This window comes from Sphingobacterium sp. WM, assembly GCF_029542465.1.
Lineage (GTDB): Bacteria > Bacteroidota > Bacteroidia > Sphingobacteriales > Sphingobacteriaceae > Sphingobacterium > Sphingobacterium cellulitidis.
In genome coordinates this window covers 661,075-681,825 of the sequence record NZ_CP120709.1, presented here as the reverse complement: position 1 = coordinate 681,825, position 20,751 = coordinate 661,075, and the positions used below count along the sequence as shown (strand labels likewise).

The 20,751-nt window shown below is 36.9% G+C and carries 10 protein-coding genes; all 10 read left to right on the top strand.

Features of this window, described 5'->3' with window-relative positions; translation table 11 throughout:
- The first annotated feature begins 542 nt into the window (after positions 1-542).
- Positions 543-1,796 carry an HlyD family efflux transporter periplasmic adaptor subunit gene (locus PZ892_RS02940; RefSeq protein ID WP_094255416.1) on the top strand — a complete coding sequence of 418 codons (1,254 nt, stop codon included), beginning with the start codon at positions 543-545 and terminating at the stop codon, positions 1,794-1,796.
- Between the two features lie 118 nt (positions 1,797-1,914).
- Positions 1,915-4,299: an ABC transporter permease gene (locus tag PZ892_RS02935; protein WP_182498089.1), complete on the top strand. Its 2,385-nt coding sequence runs from the start codon at positions 1,915-1,917 to the stop codon at positions 4,297-4,299.
- A gap of 50 nt (positions 4,300-4,349) precedes the next feature.
- Complete coding sequence (locus tag PZ892_RS02930) at positions 4,350-5,030, top strand: ABC transporter ATP-binding protein (RefSeq protein ID WP_094255418.1); 681 nt, start codon at positions 4,350-4,352, stop codon at positions 5,028-5,030.
- Positions 5,031-5,066: 36 nt separating this feature from the next.
- The gene (locus PZ892_RS02925) at positions 5,067-7,427 is read left to right on the top strand and encodes an ABC transporter permease (protein WP_277712061.1); all 2,361 of its coding nucleotides are present in this window, start codon (positions 5,067-5,069) and stop codon (positions 7,425-7,427) included.
- 223 nt (positions 7,428-7,650) lie between these two features.
- Positions 7,651-8,034 (top strand): hypothetical protein, encoded by a 384-nt coding sequence (locus tag PZ892_RS02920; RefSeq protein ID WP_277712060.1) that lies wholly within the window; start codon positions 7,651-7,653, stop codon positions 8,032-8,034.
- Complete coding sequence (locus tag PZ892_RS02915; RefSeq protein ID WP_182498086.1) at positions 8,027-10,417, top strand: ABC transporter permease; 2,391 nt, start codon at positions 8,027-8,029, stop codon at positions 10,415-10,417. Before PZ892_RS02920 ends, PZ892_RS02915 begins: the two co-directional genes overlap by 8 nt.
- A 419-nt stretch (positions 10,418-10,836) precedes the next feature.
- The gene (locus PZ892_RS02910) at positions 10,837-13,248 is read left to right on the top strand and encodes an FtsX-like permease family protein (RefSeq protein ID WP_182498085.1); all 2,412 of its coding nucleotides are present in this window, start codon (positions 10,837-10,839) and stop codon (positions 13,246-13,248) included.
- A 690-nt stretch (positions 13,249-13,938) separates the two neighbouring features.
- Positions 13,939-16,401, top strand: a complete 2,463-nt coding sequence (locus PZ892_RS02905; protein ID WP_277712059.1) for an ABC transporter permease — start codon at positions 13,939-13,941, stop codon at positions 16,399-16,401.
- A gap of 1,010 nt (positions 16,402-17,411) precedes the next feature.
- Positions 17,412-19,805 carry an ABC transporter permease gene (locus PZ892_RS02900; RefSeq protein WP_182498082.1) on the top strand — a complete coding sequence of 798 codons (2,394 nt, stop codon included), beginning with the start codon at positions 17,412-17,414 and terminating at the stop codon, positions 19,803-19,805.
- A gap of 180 nt (positions 19,806-19,985) precedes the next feature.
- Positions 19,986-20,666 carry an ABC transporter permease gene (locus tag PZ892_RS02895; protein WP_277712058.1) on the top strand — a complete coding sequence of 227 codons (681 nt, stop codon included), beginning with the start codon at positions 19,986-19,988 and terminating at the stop codon, positions 20,664-20,666.
- Positions 20,667-20,751 lie beyond the last annotated feature (85 nt).

Sequence of the window (20,751 nt, the reverse complement as noted above, 5' to 3'; positions counted from 1 at the left end):
ACACGCTGATTTTCAAAATATTAATATTTATAGTTCAGTTAACCTGTTCGGCTTCGAACAGGAAAGTGTTCGCTTATGAACACTCAAAATACGATTGGATTGAATTTTTACGCTGTAGTCGTATTCAGGCTAAATACAATTCTTATTCAAAGCAAAATTTACCTATCTCCACAGGTTTATCGGACCTTCCTCGGACCTTCTTCGCAAAAATTCGAACAAGATCCGAAGAAGGTCCGGAGAAAGTCCCTAGAAAATCCGGGAAAACATTTAATAACTCCCAAATTTTTCCCCTATTTTTTTCGAATTCAGCCATAAAGCTTAATTCCTAAAAATTTATTTGGAAATTCTTGTTTTCGGGCTTGTCCATTTATTATTATATGTCCTTTTAATAATCTCTAAATAGATTGTTCAGCATCGCACAATTACTGTTCGCTTTCGAACAGTAATTAAAGGGTAAAATTATTTAATCGATTGATTTTCATTGTTTTAAAACTTTGGCACAACCTTGTCTATGCATTTATCAAATTTGAATATAGAATTACATGGACAGACCGATTAAACAGAATAAGTGGAATACCAAAAGAATATTGACTATTGCCGGAATTGCGGGTATTGTCGCTCTGATTGGAGCTAGTTACTATTACACCAGTGGAAATAGTAAACTGAATGTAGACGCTGAGCGTATTTCCATTTTCGAGGTAAAAGAAGATACATTTCAAGAATTTATTCCGATCAACGGTTCGGTATTACCGATCAGCAGCATTTATCTGGATGCTTCTGTAGGAGGCCGTGTTGAAGAAAAATATGTGGAAGATGGTGCTCATCTTCATAAAGGGGATCCGATTATGCGTCTTTCCAATACAGATATGGAGTTAAGTCTGGTACAGAATGAAACCCAGGTATTGAACCTATTGACACAGGCACAAATTGCACAGACCAATGCCCAACAAGCTTCCATCTCCAATAAAAACCAGATGGCGGATGTTGAACAAGCATATAAAGAATCGAAACGTGTTTACGAATTGAATAAAAAACTATTGGCAGAGAAAGCTATTGGATCGCAGGAATATCAGAAATCGCTGAACGAGTATAATTACCAAAAAGAGCGTGTGGAATTGACCAAGCAGATCTTGAAACAGGATGAAATTTCAAATAACCAGAAGTTGAACCAAGACCGTAAAACCTATCAAAGTACGCAGCAAGCATTGGATCTGATGCGTAAAAAGGTGGGCGATCTAATCCTTCGTGCTCCGGTTGATGGGCAATTGACCTCCTTTGATGCGGAAGTCGGACAAAATAAAAACCCTGGGGAACGTTTGGGACAGATTGATGTACTGACCGGATTCAAGGTAAGAGCAGAAATTGATGAACACTATATCAACCGCATCTTTCCCGATCTAAAAGGACAATTTTCAATTGGAAATAAAACCTATGAATTGAGAATCAAAAAGGTTTACACCCAAGTGAAAGACGGAAGGTTCCAAGTAGACATGGAGTTTGTGGGAGAAAGACCAGAAGGCATCCGTCGTGGACAAACCCTGACCATTCGTTTAGCATTGAGTGATGAAACCAAAGCCATCTTATTGGCAAAAGGAGGATTCTACCAACAAACTGCTGGAAACTGGATCTTCAAATTGGATAAAGATGGTAAAACAGCTTACCGCACCGATCTCCAATTAGGAAGACAAAATCCAGAATACTATGAGGTATTGAATGGATTAAAACCTGGCGATAAAGTGGTGGTATCGAGTTATGAAACCTATGATAAGATACAGGAATTGAATATAAAGCAATAAGATTTTACCTTAATACTGTCGTCACTGATCTGCTAATTCGATGACGGCAGTTATACAAGGTAAAAGTCCAAATGAATAAATGAAAAATTAAAGGCAATCAACAACCAACAATTAAATTATGATTAAAAACTTCATTAAATCCGCCTTTAGAAACCTCTGGAAAACCAAGGGATATAGTTTCTTGAATATATTTGGTTTAGCCTTAGGAATTACAGTAACTGCCCTAATTTTCCTTTGGGTTCAAGATGAGCTTTCCTACAACGATTATTTCAGCAATAAAAGGGACATCTATGTAGCCAAGTCAAAGCAGACTTATGATGGAAACATCAATGTATTTGGCGCTACGCCAGGTCCATTTGCTAAAGCGATAAAAAAGGATATTCCAGGAATTCTTAATGCAGGTAGGATTGACTGGGGCAATACAAAACTATTTACGGTTGGGGATAAACAGATCTACCAATCTGGAAATTATGTGGATCCAGAAATTCTCAGTATCCTCAATCCGGAATTCTTGGCAGGAAATGCAAAAACAGCATTGGATAACCCAAGCAGTATAGTTTTGAGCGAATCCACGGCCAAACGCTTCTTCAATGATGATAACCCTATTGGAAAGACGATCAAGTTTGACAACAATCAAGTTTATACCGTATCAGCTGTTACCAAGGATTTTCCAAAAAACACGAATTATCGATATGATTGGCTCCTGAATTTCACAATACTGGAAGCTAATAAAAATTTTGGATATGACTCTTGGGGAAATAACAGCATCCAAACCATTGTTCAATTAGAGCCAAATGCAGATTTAAATGCAGTGAATGCAAAGGTTAAGAATTATATAGCCGAGATTAACAATGATAAAGAAGCTAATTCGGAGAATTTCCTTTACCCGATGGAAAGATGGCGCATGTACGATCGATTTGAACAAGGCATTGAAAAAGATGGAAAAATAAAAAACGTTAGATTATTTACTTCTATCGCTTGGTTGGTCTTATTAATTGCCTGTATCAATTTCATGAACCTGTCGACTGCAAGATCTGAAAAAAGAGCAAAAGAAGTCAGCATGCGTAAGATTGTTGGTGCCAAGAAGGGCTCCTTGATTATGCAATTCTTGGGTGAATCCATTGTTTTCGCATTTCTTGCCGGCATTTTGGCTATCGGAATGGTTAAACTAGGATTACCAACATTTAATACCATGGTCAACAAAGAGCTTGCTATTGATTTTGGCAATTGGCAGCAAATTGGATTTATTACGGCCATTATTTTGGTAGTTGGGATCATATCTGGAAGTTATCCAGCATTTTTCCTTTCTTCTTTTGATCCATTGACTACTTTGAAAGGAGGCAAGAGAAAAGCTGGAAGAAGCAATCTTATCCGCAAAGGTTTAGTCATTGCACAATTTACAGCAGCCATTATCTTAATGATATGTACCTCTGTCATTTACCTTCAGATTCAGTATGCCAAGGACCGTGATTTAGGTTTTGACAGGAGTCAGGTTATTATGACGAATATTTTAGGGGATATGTCGAAACATATTCCTGTAATCAAACAAGAATTGAAGGCAACCGGGAATGTAGAAGTTGTAGGATTGAGTCGTGGCAGCGTCTTGCAAGTTGGTTCTAATACCTCTGCATTCGAATGGGATGGGAAAGATCCGAAGTCTTCGATCTTGATAGGATTTTCCTTTGTAGATGAAGATTTTGTAGATGCCTTGAGCATGAAAATCATGGATGGTAGATCGTTCAGACCTAATCTTTTAGGCGATAGCAGTTCGGTTTTGATCAATGAAAGCATGGCGAAACTGATTCAACCAGATGGCTTAGTAGCCGGGAAGTTGATCAGGTTTCAAGGAGAAGCATTAACCGTTGCAGGCGTTGTGAAAAATTATGTCTACAACAGTATTTATGATGAAGCAGAACCTTTGGTTTTGGCTCCTCTGTCTATAGGACAAGCCTTTGGCGTAGAAGATGGCATATTAAACATCAAAACGAAAACGGGAGCCGACTTTCCAAAGGTATTGAAAGAGATTGAGGGAATCGTGAAGAAGTATAACCCTGATTTTCCATTCAATTACTCCTTTTTGGATGATGATTTTAACAACTATTTTTCTTCAGAAATGATGCTGCAAAAGTTAGCTAGTTTGTTCTCTATTTTGGCCATCATTATTTCCTGTTTGGGATTATTAGGATTGGCTTCATTTTCAGCTGAACAAAGAGCGCGGGAAGTCAGCATCCGTAAAGTTCTGGGTGCATCAGTCGGTAGACTTGTGAAGATGTTGAACACTGAATTTATTATTTTAGTTGGGATATCATGTTTGATTGCCTTTCCTGTAGCCTGGTGGTTTATGCAGGACTGGTTAAAGGGGTATAATTATCACATGGATATGCCTTGGATGATTTTCCTTATCGTTGCAGGATTGGCATTACTTATCGCCCTCTTTACCATTAGTTCCCAAGCCTTGAGGGCAGCAACAAGCAACCCAACAAAAACATTGCGAAGCGAATAACAAATACCTATTATAAAACTCTATTTTAATTTATTTAAACAAAGAAACACATGATAAAAATAACCAATCTTCAAAAATTCTACCGTACCGAGGAGGTAGAGACCGTTGCCTTAAACGATGTGAACATCCACGTTAAGGAAGGTGAATTTGTTGCTGTAATGGGCCCTTCGGGTTGTGGAAAATCTACCCTATTAAACATTATCGGTTTATTGGATGATTTGGATGAAGGTAGTTATCTTTTCAACAATATTGAGGTTGCACACTTCAAGGAAAATAAGCGTTCGGATTTGCGTAAGCATAACATTGGTTTTGTCTTCCAAAGCTTTAACCTAATTGATGAATTAACAGTATTTGAAAACGTGGAACTTCCATTGGTTTACACCAATGTACCTGCGGCAGAGCGTAAAAAGCGTGTTGAGGAAGTTTTGGAAAAGGTTCAGATCATGCATCGCCGAAACCACTTCCCACAGCAGCTATCTGGAGGTCAGCAACAGCGTGTTGCTGTTGCGCGGGCAGTAGTAAACAATCCGAAGTTGATCCTTGCCGATGAGCCTACAGGTAACTTGGACTCCAGCAATGGTAATGAGGTGATGCAACTATTAACCGAATTAAATGAAGCTGGAACCACCATCGTTATGGTTACACACTCTGAACATGACGCAAAATTCTCAGACCGTGTCATCCGTATGCTGGATGGACAAGTAATCTTGGAAACGACGACAGCAGTTTAGTATAATACTTTACCAAATCGCTAAATAAATAAAATTATGTTAAGAAATTATTTTAAGATCGCCTTTCGGAACTTAAAGAAGAACAAGGGCTTTACATCCATAAATATTGTTGGTTTAGCGATTGGTATGGCATCAGCCATGTTAATTTTGCTGTGGGTTAATTTTCAATTTGGATTCAACAAGAATTTCCCGAAAACAGATCATCTCTATATCGTTGGTAGTCAGGAAGCAACAGATAAGGATACGGCAACTTGGTTTTCAACACCGAAGCCATTGGCGGCCACTGTAAAAGAAGAAATTTCAGGGATAAAAAACGTATCCCGACTAAGTAGGACCAGAGGGTTCTTATTTACAGTTGGGGATAAAAAAGTACCAGCGAGGATAGGTGTTTTTGTAGATTCTTCCTTTTTGAACATGTTTGAATTACCATTATACAATGGGAATAGAAATACCATGTTAATAAACCCCAACAGCATAGTATTAACAGAAAAACTTGCAGATAATCTCTTTGGAACTACCGAGGCATTGGGGAAAACCATTAAACTCGATAGTGCCAACATCCTTACGGTCACAGGAGTGATCAAGGAAACAGAACCTAATTTTATTTTTCAAGGCTATGAATACTATGTTCCTTGGACCTTGATGGAAAAACTAGGTTTTTCAGATGAACATTGGGGAAATAGTTCTGTTGACTTATACGTGGAGATTAATGATAAAAAGCAGCTCCCTCAAATCCAAGAACAAATAAAGGATATTACTCCAAGGCATTCGGATGTAAAAACAAAGAATTTTCTAACTTCTTTTGGAGATTCTTATTTATACAACAAATATGAAAACGGAAAAGTAACCGGTGGAAGGATAGAAATGGTAAAAACATTTATCCTGATTGCCAGCTTGATTTTATTGATTGCTTGTATAAACTTTATGAATCTCAGTACAGCTCAAAGTGAAAAGAGAGCAAAGGAGGTTGGCATTAGAAAGGTGGTAGGTGCACAAAAAAGAAGTTTGGTTTTTCAATTCCTTTCAGAATCATTATTACTGGCTTGTATTTCAGGTTTAATAGCTTTTATTCTTGTTATCCTGGTCCTTCCATCCTTTAATGATTTAGTGGGAATGAAATTCAGGATTCCGTTTCATGATTTTAGGTTTTGGATGCTACTCGGCGGATTTGTTTTATTCACTGGCATTTTAGCTGGTATATATCCTGCCTTCTTTTTATCATCCTTTAATCCGGTCAAGGTATTAAAAGGTCGATTATATAGTATTCAGCAAAAAATAAACCCGAGGAAGATCCTGGTAGTTACGCAATTTAGCATTGCCTTGATATTGATCGTGAGTACTGTTGTTATCCAAAAACAAATTAAACATGCCCAAGATCGAGATTTTGGCTTTGAAAAAGAGAACCTCATCTATGTTCCAGAGGTTGGAGAAATCACCAAAAATGTTGAATTGATCAAGCATGAACTATTGGATCAAAATGTAGCGCAATCCATAACCCGATTAATGTCACCATTAACTGAGCGTTGGAGTGGTTGGAATGGCTTCACTTGGGAGGGAAAGGATCCAAATAGCATTATTGATTTTAACCGCCAAACCGGCGACGATAAGGTAGTTGAAACCTTAGGTTTCACCTTGATTGCAGGTCGCGATTTTGATTTGACCAAATTCCCTACGGATTCTATGTCCGCCTTGATTAATGAATCAGGAGCAAAGGTCATGGGATTCCAAGATCCTATTGGCAAAATCTTCGATGATGGTGGAAGAAAATTCCAAATCATTGGGGTTATTAAAGATTTTATTCAAGAATCTCCTTTTGAACCTGTTAAACCTTTGGTTATTGAAGGAGCTAGCGGCTGGATGAATAATATTCATATCCGCTTCAATCCGAACTTGACGACAACAGAGGCCCTGCAAAAAGCAGAGGCCATCTTCAAAAAATATAATCCTGATTTTCCTTTTGATTACAAATTTGTAGACGAAGCTTATGCTTTGAAATTTAAGGAAACCCAAAAAACCGGAAAACTTGCAGCACTATTTGCAGGGCTGACAATTATTATCTCATGTCTTGGTTTATTTGGATTGGCAGCCTATATGGCAGAAAGCAGAACCAAAGAAATCGGAGTGCGTAAAGTACTAGGTGCATCCGTATTCTCCGTTACCAGGTTATTGTCGAAAGAGTTTATTTTACTAATTGGAATTGCCTGTATGATTGCTTTTCCTATCGCCTATTGGGTCATGAATAAATATCTCAGCACCTATAGTTATAGAATCAATGTCAGCTGGGAAATCTTTGTTTTTACCGCCGTATTGGCTTTATTGATTACAATCCTAACTGTGAGTTATCAAGCTATCAAAGCCGCAATGGCAAATCCGGTGAATAGTTTACGAGATGAATAATATATAACCTAATTAATAAGTAAGGGATGACCAGCGTGTTGTCCCTTTATTCAAAATCGAACAACTAATCGTCCGAAAACGAACATATACCATCTTGCCAAAACACACAAAGCATTGATTTTCAATTATTTATGATTTTGGCAAATGAATTGGAAGTACCAAACAGATATTAATAGAAATAATAATCACAGGTATTTAGGTATCTGAAAACTAATCAAAGACCATGGGAAATCAATCAATAAATGGAGCCCTAAATTTTCTAAAGAATAGTAAGAAAATTATAAATAAAAATCTGGTTTGGGGTCTAGGAATCACAATGCTCTTGACGGGATTGGCATGGTTAAATTTTCAACATGCATTTAATAAATACATTCCATTTGATGGAGCTTGGTATGCAGAGAATAGCAAGGAATTTTCAATTAAAAGAGAAGTAGCATCAACTATTATAAAGTCGGAAGTATTGTTCGACCGTGTTTGCCAGAAGAAAACAATCATCAGTTTTCCTGAGGTTAATTGTAAAAGTAAAATCCTAATAGTTGTGGAGCGATCAGCGAAAATCTCCTCTATTTCAAAACAACTATCAATAATATTAAAACATTATGCTTAAGAACTACATAAAAATAGCTTGGCGAAATCTCCTGAAAAACAAGGGATTTACGACCATTAATATTGTTGGATTGGCTATAGGTATGGCTGGAGCATTGATGATTTTGCTATGGCTACAGAATATGCTGACCATGGATCGTTATCATGAGAAAAGTGATCGCTTGTATATTATGAGCAATAGGGACGAGCACCAAGGTTCAAAATTTGCTTGGGTTTACACTCCAAAGATACTTGGTCCTTCTATGAAAGAAGAATTTCCAGATATTGAAACGTATTCAAGATATAGCGGCGAGAATTATTTTTTGACAACCTACCAAGATAAAAAATTAAAAACCAAGTTATCATTTGTAGACCCTGGGTTCTTTAATATGTTCAGTTTTCCCATTGAGAAGGGAGAAAAGACCAACTTACTTAATGATCCAAAATCAATAGTTATAACTGCAAAGAAGGCTAAAGACCTTTTTGGTGATGACGATCCTATAGGTAAAATCATAAAAATCGACTCAGTTGATCAGGTCAAAGTGCAAGCCGTTATCGAGGATATCCCATCAAATTCAAGTTTTGATTTTGAAGGGTTAATTTCTTGGGAATATGCTAAAAGCATCAATTATTATGATGAAAATTGGAACAACAATTCCATTTTTACTTATATCCTTTTAAAAAATGAAGTATCACTTTCTGATTTCAACAATAAGATAAAGAGTTTTACAAGAGACCATATCAATGGTGACAACAATTCATCATCTTCAGCAATTAGAAGTACGGTTGATATTTTTGCTTATCCATATAAGGATCAATTCTTATATAATAATGGTAAAGGTGGAGAATTCAAATCAGGCAGAATTGACTTGGTCAATTTATTTGCATGGATAGGAGGATTTATCCTATTGGTTGCCTGTATCAATTTCATGAATTTAAGTACGGCCAAATCTGAGCGTCGAGCAAAGGAAGTTGGCGTAAGAAAAGTTATTGGGGCTGATAAAAAGAGTCTTATATTCCAGTTTCTGACAGAAAGTATTCTCATTAGCCTTCTCGCAGCTGTACTTTCGATTATCATCATTATTATTGCTCTCCCACACTTTAATGAATTAGTTTCTAAGAATATCTCTATTTCATTTTTAACAGCCTCAACCTGGTTGTTTTTATTGGGTTTTGCTTTATTCACAGGGTTAATAGCGGGAGCATATCCTGCATTTTTTCTTTCAGCATTTAAACCCATAAGTACGTTGAAAGGCAAATTCAAGGCAACTACCAAAGGACTTAGCATGCGCTCGGTATTGGTTATCGTTCAATTTACGTTAGCTATCATCTTGATTATTGCAACGGTTGTGGTATATAAACAGATTGATCATAGCAAAGAAAGAGATCGTGGATATCAAGAAAATGGATTAATCTATACAGAAATAGAAGGGAATGTTGAGAAAAACTTTAAAAGCATCAAAAATGAACTTCTTTCAAGCAATGCTGTGATTTCTGTCTCCAAAAATATGTCTCCAGTTACTGATCGCTATAGTTCAGGCTGGGGGTTTACATCTGATGCCTCCTTGGAAGATGATAAAAAAATTAGTTTTAATCGCTTCAGTTCTGATGCTGATGGGGTAAAAACCTTAGGTTTTACCCTAATCAATGGGCGAGATATTGATGTATACAAATTTCCTACAGATAGTAATGCTGTATTAATCAATGAAACAGCGGTTCAGACATTGAAGTTAAAAAACCCTGTGGGAAGCATTATTAATGGAGATGGCAGGAGGCTGACTGTTGTAGGAGTCATCAAAGATTTTGTGATGGCATCACCATTTGGTAAAACCGAACCAACGGTTATTTTAGGTCCATCTTCCTATTTTAGTGTTGTTCATTACCGTCTAAACCCAGCACGTTCTACCAGTGACAACTTAAAAACAATTGAAGGCATATTCAAGAAATACAATCCTGATTATCCCTTCTCCTATCACTTTATCGATAAGGTATTTGAAAATAAATTCAAAGAAGCTCAAGCAATAGGTACTATTGCGATGCTCTTTGCTGGCCTGACCATCTTTATTTCCTGTTTGGGACTTCTTGCCTTGATCGCTTATATGGCGGAAACCAGAATGAAGGAAATCGCTGTAAGAAAAGTATTAGGAGCTTCGGTTCCTCAGATCACTACTCTCCTTTCCATGGACTTTATCAAACTGGTAATAATATCCATTTTAATTGCTTCGCCTATTGCTTGGTGGGCAATGAATAATTGGCTGCAAGATTTTGAATACCGCATCAATATTGAATGGTACTATTTTGTAATCGCAGGGGCAGCAGCTATTCTTATATCGCTAGCGACCATTAGTTTCCAGTCCATTAAAGCAGCCTTGGCAAATCCGGTGGATAGCTTGAGGGATGAGTAATTCAAGGGCTTTGCCCTTGAATAGATGTGAGTATTGAGATGGTGGAAGGTAGATGTGAGTATTGAGATATGAGTATTGAGATAGTGGAAAGCCGATGTGAGCGGAATAATATTTACTAGGGAAAGAACCCCAGAGGGGTGACATATTTGTAGCATTGGGCCATAAAATCATATTGCCTTGGCGAAGAGCAATCGCTTAAGCGATTGCTCTTCGCCAAGGCCTATTGCATAAACATATTTATATACTAACATTAAACTCCTCTGGAGTTTTTTCGGGGCAACCCATTTAGGTGTGAAAATATTAGAAGGCAATGCCTTATAAATATTTAGGTTGAATATGTACCCTTACCGGTTAACGAATTAAAAGCCAGTGTGAGGTTTGAGAAATAAAGTTTATTAACTGTAATAATAAAAAATGATATGCTAAAGAACCAATTTAATACAGCTTGGAGATTCTTAAAGAAAAACCTTCTGATTTCATCAATTAGTATTATAAGTTTGGCTATTGGAATTTGTGCGACCTTGATCATTTTTCTGATGGTTCGCTATGATTTTAGTTTTGACAAGCATCTTCCGCATGGAGACCGGGTATACCGGGTTGTTAGTGATGGGGGGTATAAGGGCGATGCTGTATTGGTTCCATTGATCCGAGCGATGCAAACGGAATTAACAGGTGTAGAGGCAGTTGTTCCGAATTTGGAATTAGGCACTACGAAGTTAAAAATCCAAAAGCAAGCTGATCAGGAAGAAAAGGTGTTTCCAAATGAAGAAGGCTTGACCTTTAGCAATGAAAAATACTTTAGCATATTTCCACATGCTCTTTTAGCGGGAAATATCAATTCCCTAAAAGAGCCTAATACGATTGTTCTTACCCAAAGTAAAGCTGAGGTTCTGTTTCCAAAGGCTAATGCAAGTGAGGTGATCGGGAAAAATATCTTATTTTCTGATAGTATACAATTGACTGTTGGAGCTGTCGTAGCTGATATGAAAGAGAATTCTGACTTCAAATATGACGGAATTATTTCTGTTTCAACGGTAGAAAACAATGCTTCCTTGAAAGTGATAAAATCTTGGGATCAATGGAGTAATTATAATGGCGGCAATCAGTGTATTCTCTTATTAAAACAGGGAACTTCCCCTAAAAATATTGAAAAAGTAATTGCTGGGATCTTAAGTAAAAACAAAGAACAAAATAATTATGAATGGAAGGATAATTTTATCCTTCAACCCTTAAAGGATGTCCATTTTGACATTAAATTCAATTACAATGCTGTAAAAGAATCCACCTTAAGAAATTTAATCTTATTAGCGGTATTCCTACTTACTTTAGGAGCTATTAATTTTATCAATCTCTCTACGGCTCAATCTACAGAGCGTGCTAAAGAGATTGGAATCAGGAAAACATTGGGTGGAAAGAAGTCAAATTTGGTAAGACAATTTCTATTGGAGACATTTTTAGTTGCAGGATTTGCTACGATATTATCGGTTTTAATGTTGCCAATATTAACTCATGCCTTTGAAGGTTTTCTTCCTAAAGGATTTACCGTTTCGTCCATTCCAGTTTTGGAAATCATAGGATTTTTAGTTCTTCAACTGCTGGTCATTACCTGTATCGCAGGTTTTTATCCGGCTTGGGTCCTAACGGGATATTCTCCTATTATGGCCTTGAAAAATCAAGCCACAAAAAACCGTAATCTGAGTAGAAGCGCCTGGGTAAGAAAAGGATTGACCATTTTCCAATTTGTTTTGGCACAAGTCTTTTTGATTGCCGTATTGGTGGTATCCAAGCAGATCCATTATGCAATTAATATGGATATGGGTTTCAATAAGGATGCTGTGGTTACTTTTTATATTCCAAATTTTGACCGTGAGCAAAAGGGAAAAGTCTTAAGGACCGAATTGGAAAATTTAGCTGAAGTAAATGCGGTTAGTTTTGGCAATCAATCGCCGGCATTCAATGGTTATATGAGCTCAGGAATGGAGTATGACCAAAATACTTCGGACAAGAAAATGGTTACCTTCGATGCCAGGAACGGAGATGAGAACTTTATTAAGGTTTATAATATTCCGCTAATAGCGGGTAGAAACGTTCGAGTTCTTGACTCCGTTTCGGAAAGTATTATCAATTTCAAGATGTTAGAACTTCTTGGTTTAAAAAAACCTGAGGATGCCATTGGCAAAACCTTCAACAATGGCCAAACGACCATTGTCGGGGTGATGAAGGACTTTAATATCTCTTCTGCCCGTGAAGCCGTAAGACCTACCATGTATTGGAGCAGTAATTCGGGCTATATGATGCATGTTGCATTAGATAAAAATCACCCTGAATCCTGGAAAAATGCTATAAGTAAAATCGAAACTAAGTTTAAGACGATCTATCCAGAAGACACATTCGACTATAAATTCGTTGATGATATGATTGCCAGTTTTTATAAAACGGAGCAGAACCTATCGAAGCTGTTGAGTTGGGCAGTTTGGTTGTCCATTACAATCGCATCCTTAGGGTTATTTGGTCTAGCGGTTTTTATCACCAACCAAAGGGTCAAAGAAATAGGAATCCGGAAAGTCCTGGGCGCTTCAATCAGCCAGATAATATTTTTATTATTAAAAAACCTGTTGTTGCTGGTGATCATTGCCTCCTTGATAGCCTTCCCTATCGCTTGGTATTTTATGCATGAATGGCTGAATGACTTTGTCTATAAAACAGAACTTTCATGGTGGATATTCGTAGTTGCAGGCTTTGGACTAACCGCTGTTGCAACCCTTGTACTATCTTCAAAAACTTACTTTGCCGCTAAAGCCAATCCTGTGGATAGCTTAAGGGATGAGTAATTCAAGGGCTTTGCCCTTGAATAGATATGAGTATTGAGATGGGAGATGTGAGATAGTGGAAAGGTAGATATGAGTGGGATAATATTTACTAGGGAAAGAACCCCAGAGGGGTGAAATATTTGTAGCAAGAATCATTCACCAAGGTACAGTCCCAGCGGGGCGACATGTTGGTCAAACATAACGCCTAAAATAGATTCCGCATCTTCGATGCGGAATGACAATCACAATATTAAATAGGTTGAGGTAAAAAAAGATTCTTCGGCTTTGCCGAAGAATCTTTTTTTACCTCAACCCAAATACAATTTTTCTGTCATTCTGAGCGCAGCGAAGAATCCATTTCTGTTCAGCCAATAAGTTAGGGTGTATCGCATACGGCCTCCTTTCAATATATCCGCCCCTAAAATCCGTTTCAAAAATCCGATAGGTATTTCGCTTTGCATTATCGAACCCCATATCCCCGCTTAGGTTAGTTTATAGGAAGTTGTGCATTCCGCATGATCTTGGTCCTTCTTCTAATCCTTGACATCCTGTCCATTGCTGGACATTACACTGTCCGATAATGAACATATCATCAGCCGCCCAAACACTCAACATTCTTTATTACAACAACTTACAACTATGGCAAATGAATTGATTTTGAATTAATTCATAAATAAAACTGGAATTTATCTTTTACTCAATTCTACCATTATGTTTCAATTATTATTCAAAAACAGCATTAGGCATTTAAAGAGAAATAAGTTATTTACATTTCTAAATATCTTAGGATTGACGATAGGAATCAGTTCTTGTTGGGTGATATTTAAGTATGTCAGTTTTGAGTTGAGCTATGAAAAGGCCAATCCTAACCATGAAAATATCTATAGGGTTATTAGTCATTTTAAATTTGATGATAAAGAAGACGCATGGAATGGCGGGATGTCAAGACCTGTATTTTTTGCATTGAAAGAAGATGTTTCGTCGTTGGAGAGGGTCGTTCCATATTTTCAATTTTATACGGAGAGTGTGATTATTCCGGAAGGTAATGGTCAACCCAAGCGAGTTGAAGAACTCGACTTTGAGAGCAAGGTGATGGAAACTGAGGAATCCTATTTTGAAATGGTTCCTTATACATGGTTGGCAGGGAATAAGGTTGGTGCATTATCCAATCCGAATCAGGTTGTTTTAACCGAGGAAAGAGCTAAACTATATTTCCCGAATTTAAAAAGTAGCGAGATCATCGGAAAGACTTTGATATATTCAGATACATTACAAAAAACAGTAAGTGGAATTGTAGCAAACTTAGATTACCCCTCAGAGTTTTCCGGTAAGGAATTTTTCCAACTTCAGAAGACTGAAAATGACAATCAGTTGGGTAGTTGGACCAATACGAATGGATCTGATAGGATATATATTCAAGCAGAAAGTCAAGGTAAATTAAAAAGCGCTTTAACCCAAATTATTAATATTACCAACAGAAAATATGATGAGTTTAAAAAAGAGCGTAACCCTCAATTTTCATATAATAGAATCATAGATTTTTTACCACTAAGAGATTCCCATTTTTCAACATTTATGAAAGAGTATGGAATGGATAAAACTAGTAAATCTGTTATTTATGGAATTATAGGTGTATCCATATTCTTACTTCTTTTGGCATGTATAAATTATATAAACTTAACAACAGCACAAATCCCACAAAGATCTAAGGAAATTGGAATTCGTAAGACTTTGGGTAGCTCTCAAAAAAGCTTAGTTGCTCAAATGATGATAGAGACTTTGATTATTATTTCGGCCTCAATTTTTGTGAGTTACTTTGTTTCAAAACTTGGTTACTTTTTAATTGGAGATTTAATCAGTCAAAATGCCATTGCGTATAACAATCCTATTGTTTTTGGTTCCTTTATCTTCGTGGTTTTACTGTTTACAGTTTTCATCGCTGGATTATATCCTTCTTGGCTAATTACTAAGGTGAATGCTATTGATATCTTTCGAAGCAAGGGAAATGTTGGAACTAGCAATGGTAACTTTAACCTTAGAAAGGCATTAATAGTATTCCAATTTATTATTGCACAGGTGTTTATTGTTGCGGCAATTATTATTGGTCAGCAGTTACAATTTACTGTCAAAAAGGATTTAGGATTTAAAAAAGATGCTGTGCTATTAGCAGATATTCCATATAAGTATTTTGGCTCGGAGAACTTTGCTTCCAAGAAAAAAACCTTAGCTGTCGAATTAGAAAAATTAAAAGGAGTTGAAGAGGTAAGTATTGGCAATCGTCCATTGGCTGATGGATACAGTTCAAGTCCTTTTAGATATATAAGTAATGAAGCCGATGAACCTATTTCACAGATTCTTTTTAAGAAAGAAGTAGACTCGAAATATCTAAACTTTTATGGAATAAAGTTATTGGCAGGACAAAATTTATCCAATTCAGATACGACTAATGGATACATCATCAATGAATCAGCCCTGCAAGGTTTTGGGTTTAAAACACCACAAGAAGCCGTTGGTAAGTTAATTGAACAAAATAATTCGAAATTTCCAATTGTTGGAGTTGTTCAAGACTTCCATACAAGAGATTTCTACAATGTGATGGAACCGTTGGCCATGATGACAGGTCCTTATTCTGGTACCTTCAATATTCGTTTAAATGAGGCAAACTATAAAGAATGGCCTAGCATAATCGCTAATCTTAAAGTTAAATGGCTAGAATTCTTTCCTGCCGATAATATAGAATTTAAATTCTATGATGAATCCATTTTAGCGCTATATAAAAAGGAAGAGCAACTTCAAAAGATTACCAATATCAGTACAGGAATTGCCATTCTATTAAGCTGTTTAGGTCTTTTTGGATTAGCAACAATAACAGCATTTCAAAGAACGAAGGAAATTGGAATACGTAAAGTTTTAGGTGCAAGCATTACAGGAATTGTAGGGCTTCTTTCAAAGGATTTTGTAAAGATGGTACTGATTGCTATCCTTATTGCCTCCCCTATTGTGTGGTGGGCATGTAATAAATGGTTAGAAGATTTTATCTACCGCATTGAGATCTCTTGGTTTCCATTCGTTTTTGGTGGGTTGATAGCAATTGTTGCCGCTATGCTTACAGTAAGCTATCAAGCCATAAAAGCTGCAAAAGTAAACCCAGTAGAAAGTTTGAGGGATGAGTGAGGTAGATATGAGTATTGAGACCTGAGATTTGAGATAGTGGAAGGTAGATATGAGTATTGAGATGTGAGATCTGAGATAGTAGAAAGGCGATCCATGTGCGGGATTATATTTACGAGGAATAGGACCCTAGAGGGGTTCAATATTAATAACACAATACCATAAAGTTAAATTGCCCCGAGCAAAAGCAATCGCTAAAGCGATTCCTTTTGCTCGGGGCTTATTACTTAGATATTTCCAATTACTAATATTAAACTCCTCTGGAGTTTTTTTCTCCGCAACCCATAAAGGGTTGAATAGGAATCCGAGCTCTGCCGAAGAATCAATCCCTCCGTTAATAGACCATCTAGGATAATAAAATAACATTTGCCATATTATTACAAAAAGGACGTATGCAATAGGCCGTACAAATCCGTTTCATTTTTCCGATAGGTATTTCACACTCCATTATCAAACCCCAAAGGGGTGATATATTTGTAGCAAGAATCATTCAGCAAGACACAGCCCCAGAGGGGCGACATGTTGGTCAAACATAGCGCCTAAAATAGATTCCGCATCCTTGATGCGGAATGACACCGAAATTGGGTTTTAAGAAACAGATTCTTCGGCGCAGCTCAGAACCCCTCCGATTTCAGACCATCAAGGATAATAAAATAACGTATGCCATATTATTACAAAAAGGGGGTATCCAATACGCCCGTACAAAACGTTTCATTTTTCCGAAAGGTATTTCGCCCTGTATTATCAAACCCCATATCCCCGCTTTGGTTAAGTTAGGGAAGTTTCTCATTCCGCTTGATCTTGGTCCTTCTTCAAATCCTTGACATCCTGTCCATTGCTGGACATTACACTGTCCGATAATGAACATATCCTCAACCGCCAAAACATTTAAAACACTACCTAACAGACATTTACAACTATGGCAAATGAATTGAATCACAATTTAAAGCAAAAAAGAATTGATATGGAATTTGCATCTCATATCACAATATTCACATCTTAATACATCTAAAATGTTTAAAACAGCTTGGAGATCTATAATAAAGTCCAAATCCTTAAGTGCGATTCACATCATTGGATTGGCGGTTGCAATTGCTGCGTCTACTGTTTTGTTTTTGACAGGCATGTTTGAATTGTCTTATGATAATTTTCATAAGGATGGGGAAAGGATTGCGATGTTGTATAAAACGACAGAGCCGACAACGGGAAAAAGAAGTGATAGCTCGATGCCGACACCATTGGCACCACAGTTAAAAAAGGATATTCCGAGTATAGAAAATATTACGCGCTATGCCAATAGCACTATTATATTGAAGAATGGGGATAAAGAGTTTTCTTCCATGAATCGATTTGTGGATGCTGATTTCTTTAAGATCTTCGATTTTGAGTTTTTGAGTGGAAGTACGAATGTTCTGAATGATCTTAGCAATTTAGTACTGACTGAAACGATGGCCAAGAATCTATTTGGAACGGCAGATGTTTTAGGAAAGCAAGTAGAGGTCAATTTGGATGGCACCTGGAAGGCAGCAACTGTTGGTGCTGTTTTAGAAGATAATCCTAAAAATTCCAGTTTAAAATTCTCATCCTTATATAGATTCGAAAATAGGCCTAGGTATCAAGAATCGGCTCAAGCGTGGGACAATATGGACCATGAGGTCTATGTGAAGATGAAAGCTAAAGTAAATGATGACGTATTTGCAAGGGAAACAAAAGCATTTACGGAGCAGTTTTTCAAAGAAGACATTGATCGTTTAAAACGTGATGGTGCAAAGACAGATATTAATGGCAGTTATTACAGTTTTCATTTATTACCCCTTTCAAAAGTCCATTTAAATGATTTTGGGCCTGAAAATTCATTATCATCAAATTATCCTTGGATTTTATTATTAATCTCCGGGTTGATATTATTTATTGCCGCTTCCAATTTCATTAACTTATCATTAGCAAATTCCATCAGCAGGAATCGTGAAATTGGAACTCGAAAAACATTAGGTGGTACCACATGGGATATTGTGAAACAACTTACCTTAGAATCTTTAATCTTATGTATCCTATCCCTTTTAGTTGGGTTGCTTATAGCCTACCTCATACTTCCGCAATTCAATGCCAACATGAATTACCAATTGAAGATTACTAACCTATTTACAGGTAAGAATTTGATCATCTATCTATTGGTATTTTTTGTGTTATCCTTGATTGCTGGAGGTCTACCAGCGATGAAAGCTGCCCGTAGCAATATCATTCAATCCTTAAAAGGGTCCAACAAAATCAAGGCTTCGAGTTTAAGGAGCTCATTGACGGTTTTGCAATTTGTAATAGCTATTCTATTAATTATAGCGACGATCGTAATAAGTACTCAATTGAATTATATTTCAAACAAACCGCTGGGATTTGATAAGACTGAAGTTATCAGTATTCCAATTGGATCAGGCATTAATCAGGAAGATGCACTTCAGAGAATGCGGGTTGAGTTGAGTTCACAACCATGGGTGAAGTCGGTTAGTGCTGCGGATATTAATATTGGTAAAGGAAAAGATGGAACGGTTCAAAGGAGCATATTTGGTTTTGAGCATGAAAACAAAGAAATCAAGACCAATTATATGCGTATTGATTATGATTATTTAAAAACTTTAGGAATCAAGTTAATTGCGGGGAGAGATTTTGATCGATCTTTTGGTACTGATAGTAATGCTGTCATTATCAATAAGCAAATGGCTGCTATTATGGGTGGAGAAGATAAGATTTTAGGTCAGAAGATTGACCTCAATGAAGGAAGCACGGTGATAGGCATTATGGATGATTTCAACTTCCAGAATCTAAGGGAGCAAGTAGATCCATTAACAGTTTCTGTAAATCCTAATGTATTTAATGTTCAATATATTTTTGTTCGCGTTGAGACTAAACAATTGGCGGAAACCCTGGATAAACTGAATGGAATCTGGAAGAAAGTAAATCCAAAGGCAAAGGTAGAGCCTACCTATTTGGATGAAAACACGCAGAACTTATACCAGAATGAAAGAGTGTTTTCAAGGATTGTTATCAGCGGAACAAGCATTGCCATTATGATTTCCTGCTTGGGATTATTTGCATTAGCATTATTGACCATCAACAATAGGGTGAAGGAAATAGGCATTCGTAAGGTTTTAGGTTCATCTGTTTCCAGTATCATTATGCTACTTTCCAAAGACTTTATCCGATTGGTGTTGCTTGCATTTTTTATTGCAGCACCTATAGCATGGTGGGTTATGAGTAAATGGTTACAAACATATGCTTACCGCATCGATATACAATGGTGGATGTTTGCCTTAGCAGCAGGAGTTTCGGTACTTATAGCTTGGTCTACGATCGCTTGGCAAGCCTTTCGCGCAGCCAATGCAAATATTGTGGACAGCTTGAGGGATGAATAATTCAAGGGCAAAGCCCTTGAATAGATTTGAGATGTAAGATGTGAGATATGAGATAGTGGAAAGGCGAAGGATAAAACCTTACAGTTATTATTGAAAATTTAGATTGAAGAAATTACTAGTTGAATTAGGTTTGAAACTTTGCTTCTCAAATCTCAATTCTCATATCACAATACTACTATTATGTTTGAGAACAATATAAAAATCGCGTGGAGGAACCTTAAGAATCAAAGGTTTTATTCCATTATCAAAATAGGTGGGTTTGCTTTTAGCATGGCTATTTGCTTATTGATTGTGCTATATATACAGCATGAATTGAGTTATGATAAGTTCTACAAGGATTCGAATCAAATATTTAGGGTTGTTGGAGTTATTACCAGGGATAATGTGGTACAGAAGGGCGTTTCAATGCCTGCGCCGGCCGGACCTGAATTGAAGGAGGAATTTCCAGAAATTACTTCCTATGGTCGGGTATTATCAAATCCGCTGTTTGGTGCGGGCAGTAATCAGGTTTCGACCAATGAAAATCCCGAGTTGTTCAGTGAGGAAGGATTTTGTTTTGTCGACCAAGGCATTATGGATATGTTTCCGATGGAAACGGTTTATGGCACCTTAAATCATTCCCTAGATAATCCCAATACTATTGTAATTACTAAAAGTAAGGCCGAGAAGTTATTCAAAGGAGATCCGACAGGAAAGAACATTTATCTCAATAATGATAAATCTAAGAGTTACTCCATAACGGCTGTTATAGATGATATCCCAACGAATTCAAACTTTTATGGTTTTGATTTCTTTATGACCTTAAATGGTCATGAGCCTTATCCTGGGGAGAAACAGAACTGGTTGGCGTCTAATTATTGAACTTATTTCAAGGTAAAAGCTGGAACTGATATTGCTCAGCTGGAGAAAAAAATATCTAGATCTTATATTGATGAACATTATCGAC